Here is a 17,011-nt window from a genome sequence, read left to right as displayed (position 1 = left end):
TATACTGTGTCGCATTCTTGATACCGGACAAACTCATGTCAGTAAGTTCTTTTAACCGACGCTGGGCGACGGTGATCCTCGAAGCCCTGACCCGCCATGGCGTCAGGCACGTGTGTATTGCACCGGGCTCCCGCTCCACGCCGCTGACGCTGGCGGCGGCTGAAAACCGGGCCTTTATTCACCACACCCATTTTGACGAGCGCGGTCTGGGTCATCTGGCGTTAGGGCTGGCGAAAGCCAGCAACGCCCCCGTCGCGGTGATTGTCACCTCCGGAACCGCGGTAGCGAACCTCTATCCGGCTCTGATTGAAGCCGGGTTAACCGGTGAAAAACTGATCCTGCTGACGGCCGACCGTCCCCCTGAACTTATCGACTGCGGTGCCAATCAGGCGATCCGCCAGCCGGGTATTTTCGCATCTCATTCTTCCCAGACGGTCTCGTTGCCGCGTCCAACTCAGGATATTCCCGCAAGCTGGCTGGTTTCCACCCTTGACCACGCGATGGGCTCGCTGCGCAGCGGTGCGCTGCATATCAACTGCCCGTTTGCCGAGCCGCTCTACGGTGAACTGAATGACACCGGTTTGACCTGGCAGCAGCAGCTCGGCGACTGGTGGGAGAGCGAAAAACCCTGGCTGCGCGAGCAGACGCACCTGGAAAGCGCGAAACAGCGCGACTGGTTCTTCTGGCGACAGAAGCGCGGCGTGGTGATTGCCGGTCGCATGAGCGCGGCTGAAGGCAAGCTGGTCGCCGAATGGGCGCAAACTCTCGGCTGGCCGTTGATTGGCGACGTGCTTTCCCAGACCGGTCAGCCGCTGCCGTGCGCCGATCTCTGGCTGGGTAATGCCAAAGCGGTGACCGAGCTGGCGCAGGCGCAGATTGTGGTCCAGATTGGCTCCAGCCTCACCGGGAAGCGTCTCTTGCAGTGGCAGGCAACCTGCACACCGGAAGAGTACTGGCTGGTGGATCCGCTGGAGGGGCGGCTCGACCCGGCGCACCATCGCGGTCGTCGTCTGGTGAGCGAGATTGATAGCTGGCTGGAACTGCATCCGGCAGAAAAGCGTAAACCCTGGGCGGTGGCGATCCCGGAACTCTCGCGCCAGGCGTGGGAGCTCACCAACGCGCAGTGCGAAGGTTTTGGTGAAGCCGAGCTGGCGCACCGTATTCGCCACTATCTTCCCGAGCAGGGGCAGCTGTTTGTCGGCAACAGCCTGGTAGTCCGCCTCATTGATGCCTTCTCTAAGCTGCCCGCAGGCTATCCGGTTTACAGCAACCGCGGAGCCAGCGGCATCGACGGGCTGATTTCCACGGCGGCAGGCGTGCAGCGCGCCAGTGCGAAATCGACGCTGGCGATTGTGGGCGACCTCTCTGCACTGTATGACCTCAACGCGCTGGCGCTGCTGCGTCAGGTCTCCGCGCCCTTTGTGCTGATTGTGGTGAACAACAACGGCGGGCAGATTTTCTCCCTGCTGCCGACGCCGCAGAGCGAGCGCGAACGCTTCTACCTGATGCCGCAAAACGTGCAGTTCGAGCATGCCGCCGCCATGTTCAGCCTCAAGTATCATCGTCCTGAAAACTGGGAACAGCTGGAGACGGCGTTAAGCAGCGCCTGGCGGCAGCCGGGCACCACGCTTATTGAGTTGGTGGTGCACGATGCTGACGGCGCGCAGAAGCTGCAAAATCTGCTGGCGCAGGTGAGCCACCTGTGACCCTGGCTGGCGTGCAGCATAACGGTAAGCCGGGTTACCCCTGGCTTGTCTTTCTGCACGGGTTTTCCGGCGATTGCCGCGAGTGGCAGGCTGTCGGGGAGTCTTTGCGCGATTATCCCCGGCTGTATCTCGACCTGCCGGGACACGGCGAATCAGCCAGTGTCAGCGTCGCCGGGTTTAACGATCTCAGCGATTTACTCGCCAGCACCTTACTTAGTTACAACATACTTAACTACTGGCTGGTGGGGTACTCTCTCGGCGGCCGCATTGCGATGTTTCAGGCTTGCCAGCAGCCAAAGGGCTTATGCGGCATTGTCGTAGAAGGCGGTCATCCTGGGCTGCAGGATGCGGGCTCGCGAGAGGCGCGGCTGGTGTCCGATCGCCGCTGGGCGACGCGTTTTCGTGCTGAACCGCTCCCTGACGTCTTTGCCGACTGGTATCAGCAGCCGGTGTTTGCCTCTCTTACGGATGCGCAGCGCGGCGAACTGATTGCCCTGCGTAGCCGGAACAACGGCGCGAATCTGTCGGCAATGCTTGAGGTCACGTCGCTGGCCGTGCAGCCCGACCTGCGTTCTGCGCTGAGCGCGTACAACGCCCCTTTTTATTATCTCTATGGCGAACGTGACGAGAAGTTTGCGGCCATCGCCGCCGAACTGAACGCCGAACGCCACGTTATTCCTCACGCCGGACACAACGCCCACCGGGAAAACCCCGGCGCGGTCGCCGCGAGTCTGGCTCAGATACTGCGTCTTCGAACAAAGGACACTCTATGATCTATCCTGATGAACACATGCTCTACGCCCCGGTTGAATGGCAGGACTGCTCCGAAGGCTACACCGACATTCGTTACCACAAGTCCACCGACGGCATCGCCAAAATCACCATCAATCGTCCGCAGGTACGCAACGCGTTCCGTCCGCTGACCGTGAAAGAGATGATTCAGGCGCTGGCCGACGCGCGCTATGACGACAACATCGGTGTGATTGTCCTGACCGGTGAAGGTGACAAAGCGTTCTGCTCCGGCGGCGATCAGAAAGTGCGTGGCGACTACGGCGGATACCAGGATGATGCGGGTACGCACCACCTTAATGTCCTCGATTTCCAGCGCCAGATCCGTACCTGTCCAAAACCGGTTGTCGCGATGGTGGCGGGTTACTCCATCGGCGGCGGCCACGTGCTGCACATGATGTGCGACCTGACCATTGCCGCTGAAAACGCTATCTTCGGCCAGACTGGCCCGAAAGTCGGCTCCTTCGACGGCGGCTGGGGTGCGTCCTACATGGCACGCATCGTTGGGCAGAAAAAAGCGCGTGAAATCTGGTTCCTGTGCCGTCAGTACAACGCGCAGGAAGCGCTGGATATGGGCCTGGTGAATACCGTGGTGCCAATTGCCGATCTTGAAAAAGAGACCGTGCGCTGGTGCCGCGAAATGCTGCAAAACAGCCCGATGGCGCTGCGCTGCCTGAAGGCGGCCCTCAACGCCGACTGTGACGGACAGGCGGGTCTGCAGGAGCTGGCGGGTAACGCCACCATGCTGTTCTACATGACCGAAGAGGGTCAGGAAGGACGCAACGCGTTTAACGAAAAACGCCAGCCGGACTTCAGCAAATACAAACGGAACCCGTAATGCGTCGCGCTCAGGTTTACCGCTGGCAGATACCGATGGACGCGGGCGTGGTGCTGCGCGAGCGGCGGTTAAAAACCCGTAACGGACTCTTCGTGCATCTCCGGCAGGGCGAGCGGGAAGGCTGGGGCGAGATTTCACCTCTGCCGGGCTTTAGCCTGGAGTCGCTGGATGACGCGCAGGCGGCGCTGATGGCCTGGGCGCGCGCGTGGCGGGAAGGCGCTAATCCGGCCCTGCCGGACCTGCCTTCCGCTGCATTCGGCATCAGCTGTGCGCTGGCGGAGCTTGACGGCAGCTTGCCTCAGGAAGCCAACTACCGTGCGGCGCCGCTCTGTACCGGCGATCCGGACGAACTGTTCGCGCTGCTCTCCGCCATGCCCGGCGAGAAAGTGGCGAAAATCAAAGTTGGCCTGTACGAAGCGGTGCGCGACGGGATGGTGGCGAATCTGCTGCTGGAAGCGATTCCGGACCTGCGCCTGCGGCTGGATGCCAACCGCGCCTGGACGCCGCTTAAGGCGCAGCAGTTCGCGAAGTACGTCAACCCGGCCTACCGCAACCGCATCGCGTTTCTGGAAGAACCGTGCAAAACGCGGGATGACTCCCGCGCCTTTGCCCGTGAAACGGGCATCGCGATTGCCTGGGATGAAAGCCTGCGCGAAGCCGATTTTGAATTTGTCGCCGAGCCGGGCGTGAGTGCGGTGGTCATTAAGCCGACGCTGACCGGCAGCCTGGACAAGGTGCGTGCGCAGGTCTCGGCTGCGCACGCCCTGGGGCTGACGGCGGTGATCAGTTCGTCCATTGAGTCCAGCCTTGGGCTGACGCAGCTGGCGCGCATTGCGGCCTGGCTCACGCCGCAGACCATTCCTGGCCTCGACACGTTAAGCTTGATGCAAACGCAGCTTATTCGTCAGTGGCCGGACAGCATACTGCCGTGCCTCGACGTTGAGGCGCTGGAGCCGCTGCTATGAGTTTTACCGACTGGCCGTGGCGGCACTGGCGCACGCAGCGTGCGGAAAAACCCGCGCTGCGCCTGGACGACGATGTTCTCACCTGGCAACAGCTTTGTGCACGCATCGATAGCCTTGCCGCCGGGTTCCATCGTCAGGGTGTGCAGGAGGGCGACGGCGTTATGCTGCTCGCCCATAACCACCCGCAAACGCTGCTTGCGTGGCTTGCGCTGCTGCAGTGCGGTGCGCGCATCCTGCCGGTCAATCCCCAGCTTCCGCGCCCCTTGCTGGACGTCCTCCTCCCGCAGATGACGCTGCGCCATGCGCTGGTACTGGACGGCGCGTTTGACGGGCTCTCTGCCCTTAGCCTGTCAGAACTCGCAGGGGAATATGCGGCCGCGTGGCAGCCGGATCGCCTGGCTTCCATGACGTTAACCTCTGGCTCGACGGGGTTGCCAAAAGCGGCGGTTCACACCTGCGCGGCGCATCTTGCGAGCGCGCAAGGCGTGCTGGCGCTGATGCCCTACGGCGGGGACGACGACTGGCTGTTGTCGCTGCCGCTGTTTCACGTTTCTGGTCAGGGGATTCTGTGGCGCTGGCTGCTGGCGGGCGGTCGCTTGACCGTGCGCAAGAAGCAGCCGCTGGAGCAGGCGCTGGAGGGCTGCTCGCACGCGTCGCTGGTGCCGACCCAGCTGTGGCGTTTGCTTCATACTCAACACCACGTTGCGCTTAAAGCCGTTCTGCTCGGCGGCGCGGCAATTCCCGTTGAACTGACCAAGAAGGCGCGGGAGCAGGGCATTCGTACCTTCTGCGGTTACGGCCTGACGGAGTTCGCCTCTACCGTTTGCGCGAAAGCGGCGGACGGCGAGCCGGATGTGGGAACCGCCCTGCCGGGTCGGGAAGTGAAGCTGGTCGAGGGGGAAATCTGGATCAAAGCGCAAAGCATGGCGGCGGGCTACTGGCGAGACGGTGCGCTTCTTCCGCTTACTAACGCGCAGGGCTGGTTTGCCACCCGCGATCGCGGGGAATGGCGCAACGGTCGTCTGACAATTTTAGGCCGTATGGACAACCTCTTTTTCAGCGGAGGAGAGGGGATCCAACCCGAATCGCTGGAGCGTGTTATCGCCACGCATCCGCAGATAAGCCAGGTGTTTATCGTCCCGCTGGACGACGCCGAGTTCGGACAGCGTCCGGTGGCGGTGGTGGAGTGCGAGCCGGGAATGGATATCGCGCAATTCCCTGACTGGATCCAGGGCAGGCTGGCGCGTTTTGAACAGCCGGTACACTGGCTGGTGCTGCCCGCAGAGCTAAAAAATGGCGGAATAAAAATCTCCCGCCAGGCGTTAAAACAGTGGGTCAATGCCCTGCTGAGGGGCTAATCAGCCGACGTCCGGCTGAGGCTTGCGCTGGCGTCGACGCAGCAGGCGCAGGACCGGCGGCACCACAATCACCATGATCGCCATGGCCAGCAGGATCTTCGTTACGCTGCTCTCCCACAGTATCGACATATTGCCGTTGCTGATGGAGAGGGCGCGGCGCAGGTTCTGCTCCAGCATCTCACCCAGCACAAAGCCTAAAATCAGCGGTGACATCGGGAAGTGCATCTTGCGTAAGATGTATCCCAGCACGCCAAGCAGCACCATCAGCACCAGGTCGAAGGTGGTGCTGTGCACCGCGTACACCCCAACCGCAGAGACCGCCGCAATGGCGGGCACCAGGAACCACAGGGGAATGGTCAGCATGCGGGTAAACAGACCGATCAGCGGGATGTTCATCACCAGCAGCATCACGTTGGCGATCAGCAGTGCCGCAATCAGGCCCCACACGATGTCCGGCTGCTCGGTAAACATCGCCGGACCCGGGGTGATGTTATAGAGCGTCAGCGCGCCCATCATCACCGCCGTGGTGCCGGAGCCCGGCACGCCGAGCGTCAGCATCGGGATAAACGAGCCGCAGGCCGAGGCGTTATTGGCCGCCTCTGGCGCCGCCACGCCGCGTATATCGCCCTTACCGAAGCTGTCGCTGTTGCCGCTCAGCTTTTTCTCGGTCATGTAGGTGATGGCGCTGGCGATGGTCGCCCCCGCGCCGGGCAGGATGCCGACGAAGAAACCAATCACCGACGAACGCAGGGTAGCACCCACACACTGCGCCCCCTCTTTGGCATTAAAGAGCATGCGGCCGGTTTTGCGCACCAGCGTCTGCCCGCTGCTGGTATGTTCCAGCATCAGTAAGATTTCTGAGACAGAGAACAGGCCAATCACGACGACGATAAACTGCACGCCGTCGGACAGGTGAACGCTGTCGAAGGTAAAGCGATAAACCCCGGTGTTGGCATCCACACCGACGGTGGCCAACCCTAAGCCAATCAGCGCAGACAAAAACGATTTGAGCGGGTTTTGCGCCATCATGCTGCCGAGGCAGGCGATAGCGAACACCATCAGTGCAAAATACTCCGCCGGGCCAAACGCCAGCGACCACTGGGCCAGCGCAGGGGCGAACAGAATGATACCGCCAATGGCAATCAGCGAACCGAAGAACGAGCTGACGGCAGAAATGGAGAGCGCCACGCCGCCGCGTCCCTGTTGCGCCATGGGATAACCGTCGAGCGCGGTCATAATGGCGGCGGCATCGCCGGGCACGTTCAGCAGTATGGAGGAGATGCGTCCGCCGTACTCGCAGCCGATATACACCGTCGCCAGTAAGATCAGGGCGGATTCAGCCGGCAGATGCAGGGCAAAGGCCAGCGGCAGAAGTATCGCCACGCCGTTAATCGGGCCAAGACCGGGCAGCAGGCCGACGATCGTGCCCACGAAGCAGCCGATCAGGGCGATCACCAGGTTTTCCGGGGTCATCGCTACCGCGAACCCCTGAGAGAGGTAAATCCAGGTATCCATAGCGTGCTCCGTTAGTTAAACCATGCGCCAAGGGGTAAGGTCACGTCCAGCAGGCGGTCGAAGGCGTACCAGAGCAAAATGCCCAGCACCGCACCTGACAGCCCCGCCGCGGGCAGCGTGGCGTTGAACAGCATGCCAATCACCATCGTCAGAATAGCGGTAGCAACCGGGAAGCCGAGCCACTCAAAGCCCCACGCGTACATCAGCAACACAATTACCATCACCAGCAGACGTTGCAGAATGCGTCTGGGCGGCCACTCCACGGTATCCGGATGGCGCAGCAGCAGGGCCACTGAGCAGAGCAGCATCAGTCCGACGATGCCCATCGGAAAGGGGCGTGGCCCCACCGGTTCATAGCTGTATTCGCTGTGGATCTGCCAGGCGACGAACAACCCGCCAATGCAGAGCAGCAGCCATATCCCGGCAAAAATACGATCGCTCATAGCGCCTCCGTTTACTTCGCCAGACCGAAGGCTTTCGCCTGTTCGCGGTAGTCATTCACCTGTTTTTTGACATACTCGTCCAGCTGCTTGCCGTTGAGGTTGAACTCGAACAGGCCGCGCAGATCGCGCTGCTTTTTGAACTCATCGGTTTGCTGGAGTTTGGCGAAGGCATCCACCCACCACTGGTATTCAGCGTCGGTCACTTTCGGCCCAACGAAGAAGCCGCGAATAATCGGCCAGACCAGGTTGTAGCCTTGCTCTTTGGCGGTAGGGACGTTCGCCAGCTGGCCCGGCAGACGGTTTTCCGAGAAGACCGCCAGCACGCGGATTTTATCCCCGCTCAGGTAAGGCACCATTTCACTGAGATCGCCGGAGACGGCCTGCACGTGATTACCCATCAGCGCCGTGACCGGCTCGCCGCCGCCTTCAAAGGCGACGTAGCGCATCTTGTGTGGGTCCACTTTTGCCTGCTGCGCCAGCAGGGCGGCTTTCATCCAGTCCTGGCTGCCGATCGACGCACCGGCGCCAATCACCACGCTGTTCGGGTCTTTTTCCATCGCAGTCAGCAGGTCTTTCAGCGATTTCCACGGGGAATCAGCGCGAACGGCGATCATGCCGTAATCCGTGCCGACGGTCGCGAGCCAGCGCACATCGTCCACGCCGTAGCGGCCAAACTTGCCCTGCGACAGGTTCAGCAGCGAGCCGCCGGAGAAAGCCACCACGGTGCCCGCTTCGGCAGGACGCTGCGCCACAATGGCGTTGTAAGCCACCGCGCCCACGCCACCGGGCATGTAGGTGACGCGCATCGGTTTTTCGATGGCTTTTGTCTCCATCAGGCTGACCTGAATCAGCTTGCAGGTCAGGTCAAAGCCGCCGCCCGGTTTGGCCGGGGCGATACATTCGGTGCGGGACGGGACATCCTGCGCCTGGACGACAGAGGCACTCAACATCAATACGCTTGCAGCAAGGGTCGAAAGTAATTGTTTTTTCATCGTTTATCCTCACGCCGGAGAACCGGGAGTACGGGTACGGGGCTTTTTTTCTGATTATGTGAACCACCTTGTAGCGGTTCCGTTGCGTGATTGTTAAAACATTAACCTTTCATTTCCCTTTCACTGCGACACGAACTTTACAGGATGTGATATGCGTCTCTTACTCGCGGAAGATAATCGTGAGCTGGCTCACTGGCTGGAGAAAGCGCTGGTGCAGGGAGGCTTTGCCGTGGACTGCGTTAACGACGGGCGGGCAGCCGACCATCTGTTACAGGGTGAAAACTATGCCGTCGCTATTCTGGACATCGGTATGCCCGGTTTCGACGGCCTTGAGGTCGTCCATCGTTTGAGAAAGCGCGGGCAGACGCTTCCGGTGCTGTTTCTCACCGCCCGCAGCAACGTGGCGGACAGGGTGAAAGGACTGAACGCCGGGGCGGATGACTATCTGCCGAAGCCGTTTGAGCTGGAAGAACTTGATGCGCGGCTGCGCGCGCTGCTGCGCAGAAGCGAAGGGCGAACCCAGGAGCGTCAGCTTTTGGGCGAGCTGGAATACGACGATGACGGTTTTTTTCTGCTGCACGATGAACCGCTCTCCCTGACGCCGCGCGAGCTTTCCCTGCTGAAGGTGCTGATGCACCGCCGTACCCGGCCCGTCTCCCGCCAGCAGCTGTTCGACCAGGTGTTTAGCCTGAACGACGACGTGAGCCCGGAGAGCATCGATCTTTACATTCACCGCTTGCGCAAAAAACTGAGCGGCAGCGGGGTGAAGATTACCACCCTGCGCGGGCTGGGTTACGTGCTGGAGTGTGGCGATGAAGTGGGCTAAACCGCAGTCCCTTTATCTGCAACTTCTGCTGTTTCTGGGGTTACCGCTGCTGCTGTTATGGGGATTATCAGCGTTTAATAGCTACGTCAGCGCCCTGCAAGCGGCGACGCAGGCTTATGACCGCACGCTGTTATCGTCGGCGCGTACGGTCTCTGAGCGGCTTGAAGTGCATAACGGCAAGCTGCAGGTGAATGTGCCCTGGGTGGTGCTCGACAGCTTTGAGCTCAACATGAATGACAGGCTGTATTACAAGGTGGTCGACCCCGCCGGGCGGGTGATCTCCGGCTACGGCGACCTGCCGAAGATGCCCCCTTCAACCTCGCGCACCACGCTCTACCCGGCGCTGGCCTGGTTTTATCACACCGAGTATCGCGGGCAGGCGATTCGCGTGGCGAAGCTGCTTCAGCCGATCAACGAAGATAACGTCGTCGGGATGGCGGAGATCTATGTCGCTGAAACGCTGCAGTCCCGTCGCTATCTTGCCAGCCAGCTGCTTTTTTCGTCCTGGGTATCTCAGGGGCTGCTGGTCCTGCTGACGCTGATCTTAACCGCCTGGCTGTTGCGTCGCGTGCTGCGCCCGATGCGCCAGCTGTCCTCGCTCATGGTGCGCCGGGAGCCGGGGCTGCTGTCTCCGCTGCCCGAGCTGCTGCCCTGGTCAGAAACGCGCCTGCTGATTGTGGCCTTCAACCGCTATATTGACCGGCTGCGTGGCGTGCTGTCGCGGCAGGAGCGCTTTAATGCCGATGCCTCTCACCAGCTTAAAACCCCGCTGGCGGTGCTCAAAACGCAGGTCTCGGTGGCCCTGACGCGGGACGATCCTGCGCTGTGGCAGGAGAGTTTACGGGCGATGAATGTGACGCTGGATAACACCATTGTGCTGACTGAACGCCTGCTTCAGCTTTCGGCGGTGAAGCGAAAAGAGCAGGGGGAGCGGCAGTTTACCCCGGTGGATCTGGTGCAGGTCGTGCAGAATTGTTGCTTTTCACGGCTGGCGCAGGCGCGCAGCAAAGCGATTGACCTGGGGTACGACGGTGAGCTGCAGCCGACGATCATCGAAGGCGATGAGGTTTTGCTGGGCGAGCTATGCGCAAACCTGCTGGAGAACGCCATCAAATACACGCCTGAGCAGGGGATCGTAACGGTTTACCTGCGCGTGGATAACGGCGCGGTTGACCTGAGCGTGGAAGACAGTGGGCCGGGGATTGCGGAAAATCTGATCCCGCAGGCGATGCTGCCGTTTCGCCGTCTGGATAACGTCGGCGACTCGGCAGGATCCGGCATCGGGCTGGCGCTGGCGAGTGATATTGCCCGGCTGCATCGCAGCCATCTTCAACTTTCCCGCAGTGAACACTTAGGCGGGCTGAGTGTGAAAATGCGTTTTCTGCTGATGGGATAAAGGCAGATATTATCAAATCGTTACAAACTAATTGTCTGACGCACGCAGAGTGCTTGATCCCGCAGTGAGGCAGGTTAAAATCTCGCGGTTTTGGGACTTATTATCTATAAATTGTGCGGGATCACGACAATGAAAAAAGTGGCATTAATGGGCTTAGGCCTGATGGTTATCTCTTCGGCGGCTAACGCCATCAGCTTCAACGGCTCGGCGGGTGAGGATTACACCCATCTGGGCTTTGGTCTTGGCACGGATAGCGCCGGTCTGGCAATGACCGGCGGCTGGACGCATAACGATGACGACGGCGATGCGGCAAGCCTTGGGCTCGGCTTCAACGTTCCTCTTGGTCCATTCCTGGCGACCATCGGCGGCAAAGGGATCTACACCAACCCGAACGACGGCGACGAAGGCTACGCGGCGGCGGTCGGCGGCGGCCTGCAGTGGAAAATTGGCGACAGCTTCGGTCTGTTCGGCGAGTACTACTACTCTCCGGATTCGCTCTCCAGCGGTATCGAAAGCTACGAAGAAGCCAACGCCGGTGCGCGCTGGACTATCATGCGTCCGATCACTATCGAAGCGGGTTATCGCTATCTGAACCTGGCAGGTAAAGACGGCAACCGCGACAACGCGCTGGCTGATGGCCCTTACGTGGGCGTGAGCGCAGGCTTCTAATCTCTTCGGCGCGGCGTTCTGTCGCGCCAGTTTCTCTCTGCTCCCCCCATTCAATTGCGCTATAGTGTTTCGACCATATAAGCGGGAGAACACAATGATTAACGTGGAGATGTTATCCACCGGCGACGAAGTGCTGCATGGGCAAATTATTGACACCAATGCCGCCTGGCTTGCCGATTTATTCTTTGAGCAAGGATTACCGTTAACGCGCCGCAACACCGTGGGCGACAATCTTGAGTCACTGGTGAACGTTCTTCGCGAGCGCAGCGAGCACTGCGACGTGTTGATTGTGAACGGCGGGCTCGGCCCTACCAGCGACGATCTCAGCGCGCTGGCTGCCGCGACCGCTAAAGGCGAGGGGCTGGTATTGCACGAGGCGTGGCTGGCGCAGATGGAACGCTTCTTCTCCGATCGTGGTCGCGTGATGGCACCCAGCAACCGCAAGCAGGCTGAAATACCCGCCAGCGCAGAGCTGGTTGATAACCCGGTCGGCACCGCCTGCGGGTTTGCCGTACAGCTCAACCGCTGCCTGATGTTCTTCACTCCCGGCGTACCTTCTGAATTTAAAGTGATGGTCGAGCAGCAAATCCTGCCGCGCCTGCGTGCGCGTTTTACGCTGCCAGAGCCGCCGCTGTGTCTGCGCCTGACCACCTTTGGCCGCTCGGAAAGCGATCTGGCCCAGAGCCTGGATCATCTCCAGCTGCCGCCGGGCGTCTCGATGGGCTATCGCTCGTCGATGCCCATTATCGAACTCAAGCTGACCGGCCCGGCGACGGAAAAAGCCGCCATGCTAGCGCTGTGGCCTGAAGTGCAACGCGTCGCGGGCGAGAGCCTGATCTTTGAAGGCACGGAAGGGCTGCCCGCACAGATTGCCCAGAGCCTTCAGTCCCGTCAGCTGAGCGTCACCCTCAGCGAACAGTTCACCGGCGGCCTGCTGGCGCTGCAGCTTTCTCGCGTGAATGCGCCGCTGCTCGCCAGTGAAGTGGTGCCGTTCCAGCAGGAGACGCTGGCGCAGACCGCACGCTGGGCGTCAGAGCGCAGGGTGAAACACTTTGCCGGTCTGGCGATGTTTGTGGGCGGGCTGGATGAGGAACATCTCAATTTTGCGCTGGCAACGCCGGAAGGCACGCATGCGCTGCGAGTGAAAATGAGCATCACGCGCCACAGCCTGGCGGTGCGTCAGGAGGTCTGCGCGATGATGGCGCTGAACATGCTGCGCCGCTGGCTGAACGGTAAAGAAGTCGCCAGCGAACACGGCTGGATTAACGTCGTGGAGTCGCTGTTCATCGAATGATGCGTTTGCCGGGGTCTCTCGCCCCGGCAATGCTTACCCCAGCGCTTTCGCCAGCAGGGTAATGGGATGTTCACAGCGTTTGCTGGTGGACATCTCAATCTGCCACTTGCAGGTTTCGCAGTCCGTTACTACGATATCCGCGCCGCTCTCTTCAATCTGGCGGAACAGCGGGGCGCCAATCGCCTGTGACGTTTCGTAGTTTTCACGCTTAAAGCCGTAGGTGCCCGCAATCCCGCAGCAGCGTGAGTCCAGCACCGTCAGCTCCAGCCCCGGTATAAGCCGCAATAGCTCCAGCGTATAGAGCGACCAGCCCATTTTCTCCATGTGACACGGCGTGTGATAGACCACCTTCAGCGGTAATGCCTTCAGCGGAAGCGTCTGTCCGCCGTCCAGCTTGCGCCACAGGAAGCGTGTCGCCAGCTCAATATGCTCGCGCAGTCCGGTATTATCGACATCCAGCAGGTGCGGATACTCATCGCGCAGCGTAAAGGTACAGGTGGACGAGGTGGCCAGTACCGGGAACCCCTTGTCGACGATGGCCTCGCGCAGCGACGAGACGTTGCTTTTCGCCTGCTTACGCGCTTTATCGGTAAATCCGTTGGCAATCAGCGGGACGCCGCAGCACTTCTCCTTGCTAAGGAGCTGTACGCCGGTTCCCATGGCGTTCAGCACTTTCAGCAGATCTTTACCCAGCTGCGGATGGTTGTAATTCACATAGCAGCCGTGGAAAAAGGCCACCTGGTCGGCGTACTGGGCCTGTTCCGCCGCGACGGACTTGTACCAGCGGCGGAAGGTGCCGTGGGAATATTTCGGCAGGCTGCGGTGATGGTCGATTTTAAGCGTGGCATCCAGCAGCTGACGCACCGGCTTGAGTGAGGTCGCGGCATTCACCAGCGGGGCAAAGGGCGTCGAGACGCTGCCCATGAGATCGGTATGGCTCAGGATCGCATCGCGCAGTGTGGGTTTCTGCGTGCTGTAGCGCGCGCGCGCGCGCTGGATGATATCGCCGATTTTAACATCCGACGGGCAGGCGACTTCGCAGCGTTTGCAGTTGATGCAGTATTTCAGCGCCTCGTCGTACAGCTTGCCGTCCTTCAGGCGAAGACGCTCGCCGTCCGGCCCGGCCTGCTTCGGACCGGGGTAGCGCGGGTTCACGCCGCTGACCGGGCAGACGGTGGTGCAGACCGTGCATTTGATGCAGCTTTCGAAACGGGTGTCGTTCATTGTGCAGCCTCCGTGCGCTGAATAATCTGCTCTGCAACGTGGAGCGCCGTGACGGCGCAAACCCCGCCGCCGCAGCCCTGTGCGATGGGATCGTATCCGCCCAGTACGGAGCCGATGGCGAAGAGATTGCCGATCGATTTACCGGAAAGCTGCGGGTGCAGATGCGTATCGGCGATGACGCCGAACTGCTGCCAGGGCTGCGGCGTGAAGAAATCACTCTGATACCAGTCCGCGCGGGAAGCGCTCTGCCGGACATCCAGCCCCATAATGGCTTCCCGAATGCCGTTGCGTGTGCTCAGCAGCCCGTTGCTGAAGAAACTGCCGCTTGCCAGTACCGCGTAGCGCGCGCGGAGCGGAATATCATCATGGTTCCGCGTCCAGATTTCGCTCACCGCGCCGTCGGTCAGGGTAATTTTTTTCACCTCATCCCCCGCCATCCACACGCCGCCCTGCGCAACAAACTGACGCTGAAGCTGGGTGTGCAGACGAATGCCCGGCACGGAAGGGGGAAGCGTAGGCAGCAGGCCGAGCGAGCAGGGCAGACGATCGGACAGCCAGCGCCAGAGCCGGTTGTCGTTTAAACCAAAGCAGGCGGGCATCAGCAGGGCATCGCAGGTTTCGCCGAGCGGCCTGAGCGCGTCATACAGCAGCGGCCATTTGTCCTCGTTATCCAGAAAACGGGCAATATTCACCGCGCGAAACTCGCTCGGGCTATCGCGCAGGACATCCAGTTCAGGCAGTTCTATCTCTGCCGTCTCGGCGTTAACGCCCTGACGACAAAGTGACGCCGCCGCGAGATGGGGCTGAAAATCCAGAAAGCCGCTAATGCCCACCACCCGCACGCGCGCGGCGTGAATGGGGGCGACGGGCACCTCTTCCGGGCTGAGCCACGCGGATCGCAGGGTGCCGAGCGGCGTGACGCGCTGGTGATTTTGCCTGGCGCTTCCCTTCAGACGCGCGCCGCAGTCCGCCAGCAGCGCTTCGGTTTCCAGGGCAAAGCGGTCAATATGCTGCGCGCCAATCAGGTGATACGGGTGCTCCGGCGGCAGCGTATCGCGGTACGCTTCATCCACCAGATCCAGCGATCCCGACGAGAAGTGCAGGGCGCTCTGGCCGCGGGTGATAATGGCGCAGCGCAGCCCCCGCTTCGTGAGTTTGATGCCGCAGAGCAAGCCTGCCAGCCCGCCGCCGACAATCACGGTATCAAATTTCATCGTGTTGCTCCTTCTCAAGACCGCAAAGTCCCTGGTAGACCCAGCGGGTAAATTCGCTTTCGCGCAGGGCGTCCCCCCAGGCGACAGGTTGAATGCCTTTCCAGCGCTCGTTTAAAAACGCGCTGAGCTGATCGAGCGACTGGGTGGCGGTGGTGGTGTGAAAACGCTGCAGCAGCCCGGCGGCACGACAGGCGCACAGCTCGCCCTGACAGGTCCCCATTCCGACGCGGGTACGGCGGCGAAGGTCGAGCAGGCTATTGACCGTCAGGCTCTCCACCGCGTACTGCACCTCACCGGCGGTGACGGCTTCGCACTCGCACACCAGGCTGCGGCTCAGCCGTCCTTCACCGAGCCACTGTGGCGTTCTGTCGCCGTGGCGGTAAATCGCGGATCCGCGCAGCGGCGCGGGCAGGGAGATGATTTTTTGCAGGGTTTTTTCGGTGGACTGTCGCGAGCCGGGCAGCGGCTGGTCTGCCGTCACGCAGGCTTCGGTATTCCCCAGCTTGCGGCAGACGGCATCGGTCGCCCACTCGGCCATCAGGCGGTAGGTCATCAGCTTGCCGCCTGTGATGGTGATAAATCCGTCCATGCCGTCGCGCTCGGCGTGATCGAGCAGCACGATGCCCCGGCTGACGTTGCGTCCGCTCGGGTCGTTGTCGCTGGCGACGAGCGGACGCACGCCCGCGTAGGCGCGCAGAATACGCGTCTGCGCCATCACCGGGGCCAGTTTTTCCCCTTCCCGCAGCAAAATGTCGACCTCTTCAGCGGTCACGCGGTTGTAGTCAATCTCGCTGTAGTCGACGTGGGTTGAGGTGGTACCGATTAACGAAATGGTGTCGCCCGGGACGAGGATATCGGCGTCGGACGGTTTGCGGCAGCGGTTGATCACGTGGTTGTTGATGCGGTGGTCGAGGATCAGCAGCGATCCTTTCGCCGGGAACATGCGCACCGACAGGTCGGCGTATTCCGCAATGCGCTGCCCCCAGATCCCCGCCGCGTTGACCACTACGGCGGCATACAGCTCGCTGTGTTCGTTATATTGCGTATCTAGGATCCGCACGCCGCAGATGCGATGACCTTCGCGGATAAGCCCGGTCACTTCGTGCCCGGTCAGGATATGCGCGCCATGCTCGCGGGCGTCCAGCATATTGGCGGCCGTCAGGCGGAAGGGGTCGACGGTACCGTCAGGCACCTTCACCGCGCCGATAAGCGCCGGGTTAACCGACGGTTCCAGCCGCCTCGCCAGCGCCGGATCCATGGCCTCCGCCTGAATGCCCGCAGTATTGCAGGCGGTAATAAAGGTCTTCTGAAAGGCGAGGTCATCTTCAGGAAGGGTAATAAAGAAGCCGTCGGTCGGCTCTATGCAGTGCCGGGCGATACGCTTGAGGATCTGGTTTTCAGCAATGCATTCGCGCGCGGATTCACCGTCTGTAACCGCATACCGCGCGCCGCTGTGCAGCAGGCCATGGTTACGCCCGGTTGCGCCCGTGGCGATGTCATGACGCTCCAGAAGCGTTACGCTGAGGCCGCGCAGAGCGCAGTCGCGCGCGATCCCGGCGCCAGTTGCACCACCACCAATGATTATCACATCGCTATAACGAGGATCGTGAATGGTCATTGTTTACCCTCTATGTTCGTTTTTTTATCATTTAGCCATATTAATCGTGTGGTTTGTTTGATTTCGAACATAAACGCGCGAAATTCGAAAGTGAAACGTGATTTCATGCGCTTTTTTGCGCATTCTGTCATATTTCTGTAACAATCTGTGCGTTGATTCACAGT

At 60.9% G+C, this 17,011-nt stretch carries 15 protein-coding genes; 9 read left to right on the top strand and 6 right to left on the bottom strand.

What is annotated here, in order from left to right; genetic code table 11:
* Window positions 1-35: 35 nt before the first annotated feature.
* The 5 genes from menD to menE are packed head-to-tail and all read left to right on the top strand — an operon-like array spanning window position 36 to window position 5,656.
* On the top strand, window positions 36-1,706 hold the full coding sequence (menD, locus tag HV355_RS04255; protein ID WP_182401019.1) for a 2-succinyl-5-enolpyruvyl-6-hydroxy-3-cyclohexene-1-carboxylic-acid synthase: 1,671 nt from the start codon (window positions 36-38) through the stop codon (window positions 1,704-1,706).
* Window positions 1,703-2,479, top strand: a complete 777-nt coding sequence (menH, locus tag HV355_RS04250) for a 2-succinyl-6-hydroxy-2,4-cyclohexadiene-1-carboxylate synthase (RefSeq protein ID WP_182401017.1) — start codon at window positions 1,703-1,705, stop codon at window positions 2,477-2,479. The genes menD and menH overlap by 4 nt, the downstream gene beginning before the upstream one ends.
* A complete protein-coding gene (gene menB, locus HV355_RS04245; RefSeq protein ID WP_010433380.1) occupies window positions 2,476-3,333 on the top strand; it encodes a 1,4-dihydroxy-2-naphthoyl-CoA synthase in 858 nt (285 codons plus the stop codon). The genes menH and menB overlap by 4 nt, the downstream gene beginning before the upstream one ends.
* A complete protein-coding gene (menC, locus tag HV355_RS04240; RefSeq protein WP_182401015.1) occupies window positions 3,333-4,298 on the top strand; it encodes an o-succinylbenzoate synthase in 966 nt (321 codons plus the stop codon). The genes menB and menC overlap by 1 nt, the downstream gene beginning before the upstream one ends.
* The gene (gene menE, locus HV355_RS04235; RefSeq protein WP_148400443.1) at window positions 4,295-5,656 is read left to right on the top strand and encodes an o-succinylbenzoate--CoA ligase; all 1,362 of its coding nucleotides are present in this window, start codon (window positions 4,295-4,297) and stop codon (window positions 5,654-5,656) included. The genes menC and menE overlap by 4 nt, the downstream gene beginning before the upstream one ends.
* Here menE and HV355_RS04230 read toward each other — a convergent pair whose 3' ends face one another.
* From HV355_RS04230 to HV355_RS04220, 3 genes are read right to left on the bottom strand one after another with little or no spacing between them, the layout of a single operon-like run.
* Entirely contained in the window at window positions 5,657-7,171 is a 1,515-nt protein-coding gene (locus HV355_RS04230; protein WP_100165837.1) for a tripartite tricarboxylate transporter permease, read from the bottom strand.
* An 11-nt stretch (window positions 7,172-7,182) separates the two neighbouring features.
* Window positions 7,183-7,614 (bottom strand): tripartite tricarboxylate transporter TctB family protein, encoded by a 432-nt coding sequence (locus HV355_RS04225; protein WP_108416631.1) that lies wholly within the window; start codon window positions 7,612-7,614, stop codon window positions 7,183-7,185.
* 11 nt (window positions 7,615-7,625) lie between these two features.
* Window positions 7,626-8,606: a tripartite tricarboxylate transporter substrate binding protein gene (locus HV355_RS04220; protein ID WP_148400442.1), complete on the bottom strand. Its 981-nt coding sequence runs from the start codon at window positions 8,604-8,606 to the stop codon at window positions 7,626-7,628.
* A 151-nt stretch (window positions 8,607-8,757) separates the two neighbouring features.
* Between HV355_RS04220 and tctD the strand changes: the two genes are divergently transcribed.
* The 4 genes from tctD to HV355_RS04200 all read left to right on the top strand — a co-directional run bounded on the left by tctD (window position 8,758) and on the right by HV355_RS04200 (window position 12,791).
* A complete protein-coding gene (gene tctD, locus HV355_RS04215; RefSeq protein ID WP_042716616.1) occupies window positions 8,758-9,432 on the top strand; it encodes a transcriptional regulator TctD in 675 nt (224 codons plus the stop codon).
* Complete coding sequence (locus HV355_RS04210) at window positions 9,419-10,828, top strand: sensor histidine kinase (protein WP_182401013.1); 1,410 nt, start codon at window positions 9,419-9,421, stop codon at window positions 10,826-10,828. Before tctD ends, HV355_RS04210 begins: the two co-directional genes overlap by 14 nt.
* 129 nt (window positions 10,829-10,957) lie before the next feature.
* Window positions 10,958-11,497, top strand: a complete 540-nt coding sequence (locus tag HV355_RS04205; RefSeq protein WP_108416628.1) for a YfaZ family outer membrane protein — start codon at window positions 10,958-10,960, stop codon at window positions 11,495-11,497.
* A gap of 94 nt (window positions 11,498-11,591) precedes the next feature.
* Window positions 11,592-12,791 (top strand): nicotinamide mononucleotide deamidase-related protein YfaY, encoded by a 1,200-nt coding sequence (locus HV355_RS04200; protein WP_089597928.1) that lies wholly within the window; start codon window positions 11,592-11,594, stop codon window positions 12,789-12,791.
* A gap of 33 nt (window positions 12,792-12,824) precedes the next feature.
* Here HV355_RS04200 and glpC read toward each other — a convergent pair whose 3' ends face one another.
* Genes glpC through glpA form a run of 3 tightly spaced genes read right to left on the bottom strand, consistent with a single transcriptional unit; the run spans window position 12,825 to window position 16,847 of the window.
* The gene (gene glpC, locus HV355_RS04195; RefSeq protein ID WP_182401011.1) at window positions 12,825-14,015 is read right to left on the bottom strand and encodes an anaerobic glycerol-3-phosphate dehydrogenase subunit GlpC; all 1,191 of its coding nucleotides are present in this window, start codon (window positions 14,013-14,015) and stop codon (window positions 12,825-12,827) included.
* Window positions 14,012-15,229: a glycerol-3-phosphate dehydrogenase subunit GlpB gene (gene glpB, locus HV355_RS04190; RefSeq protein ID WP_182401009.1), complete on the bottom strand. Its 1,218-nt coding sequence runs from the start codon at window positions 15,227-15,229 to the stop codon at window positions 14,012-14,014. The genes glpC and glpB overlap by 4 nt, the downstream gene beginning before the upstream one ends.
* A complete protein-coding gene (glpA, locus tag HV355_RS04185) occupies window positions 15,219-16,847 on the bottom strand; it encodes an anaerobic glycerol-3-phosphate dehydrogenase subunit A (RefSeq protein WP_182401007.1) in 1,629 nt (542 codons plus the stop codon). The genes glpB and glpA overlap by 11 nt, the downstream gene beginning before the upstream one ends.
* Window positions 16,848-17,011: the final 164 nt, after the last annotated feature.

The organism is Enterobacter sp. RHBSTW-01064, assembly GCF_014103035.1.
Lineage (GTDB): Bacteria > Pseudomonadota > Gammaproteobacteria > Enterobacterales > Enterobacteriaceae > Enterobacter > Enterobacter mori.
Note: the sequence above shows the minus strand (reverse complement) of the source record. Positions and strands in the feature narration are given on the sequence as shown.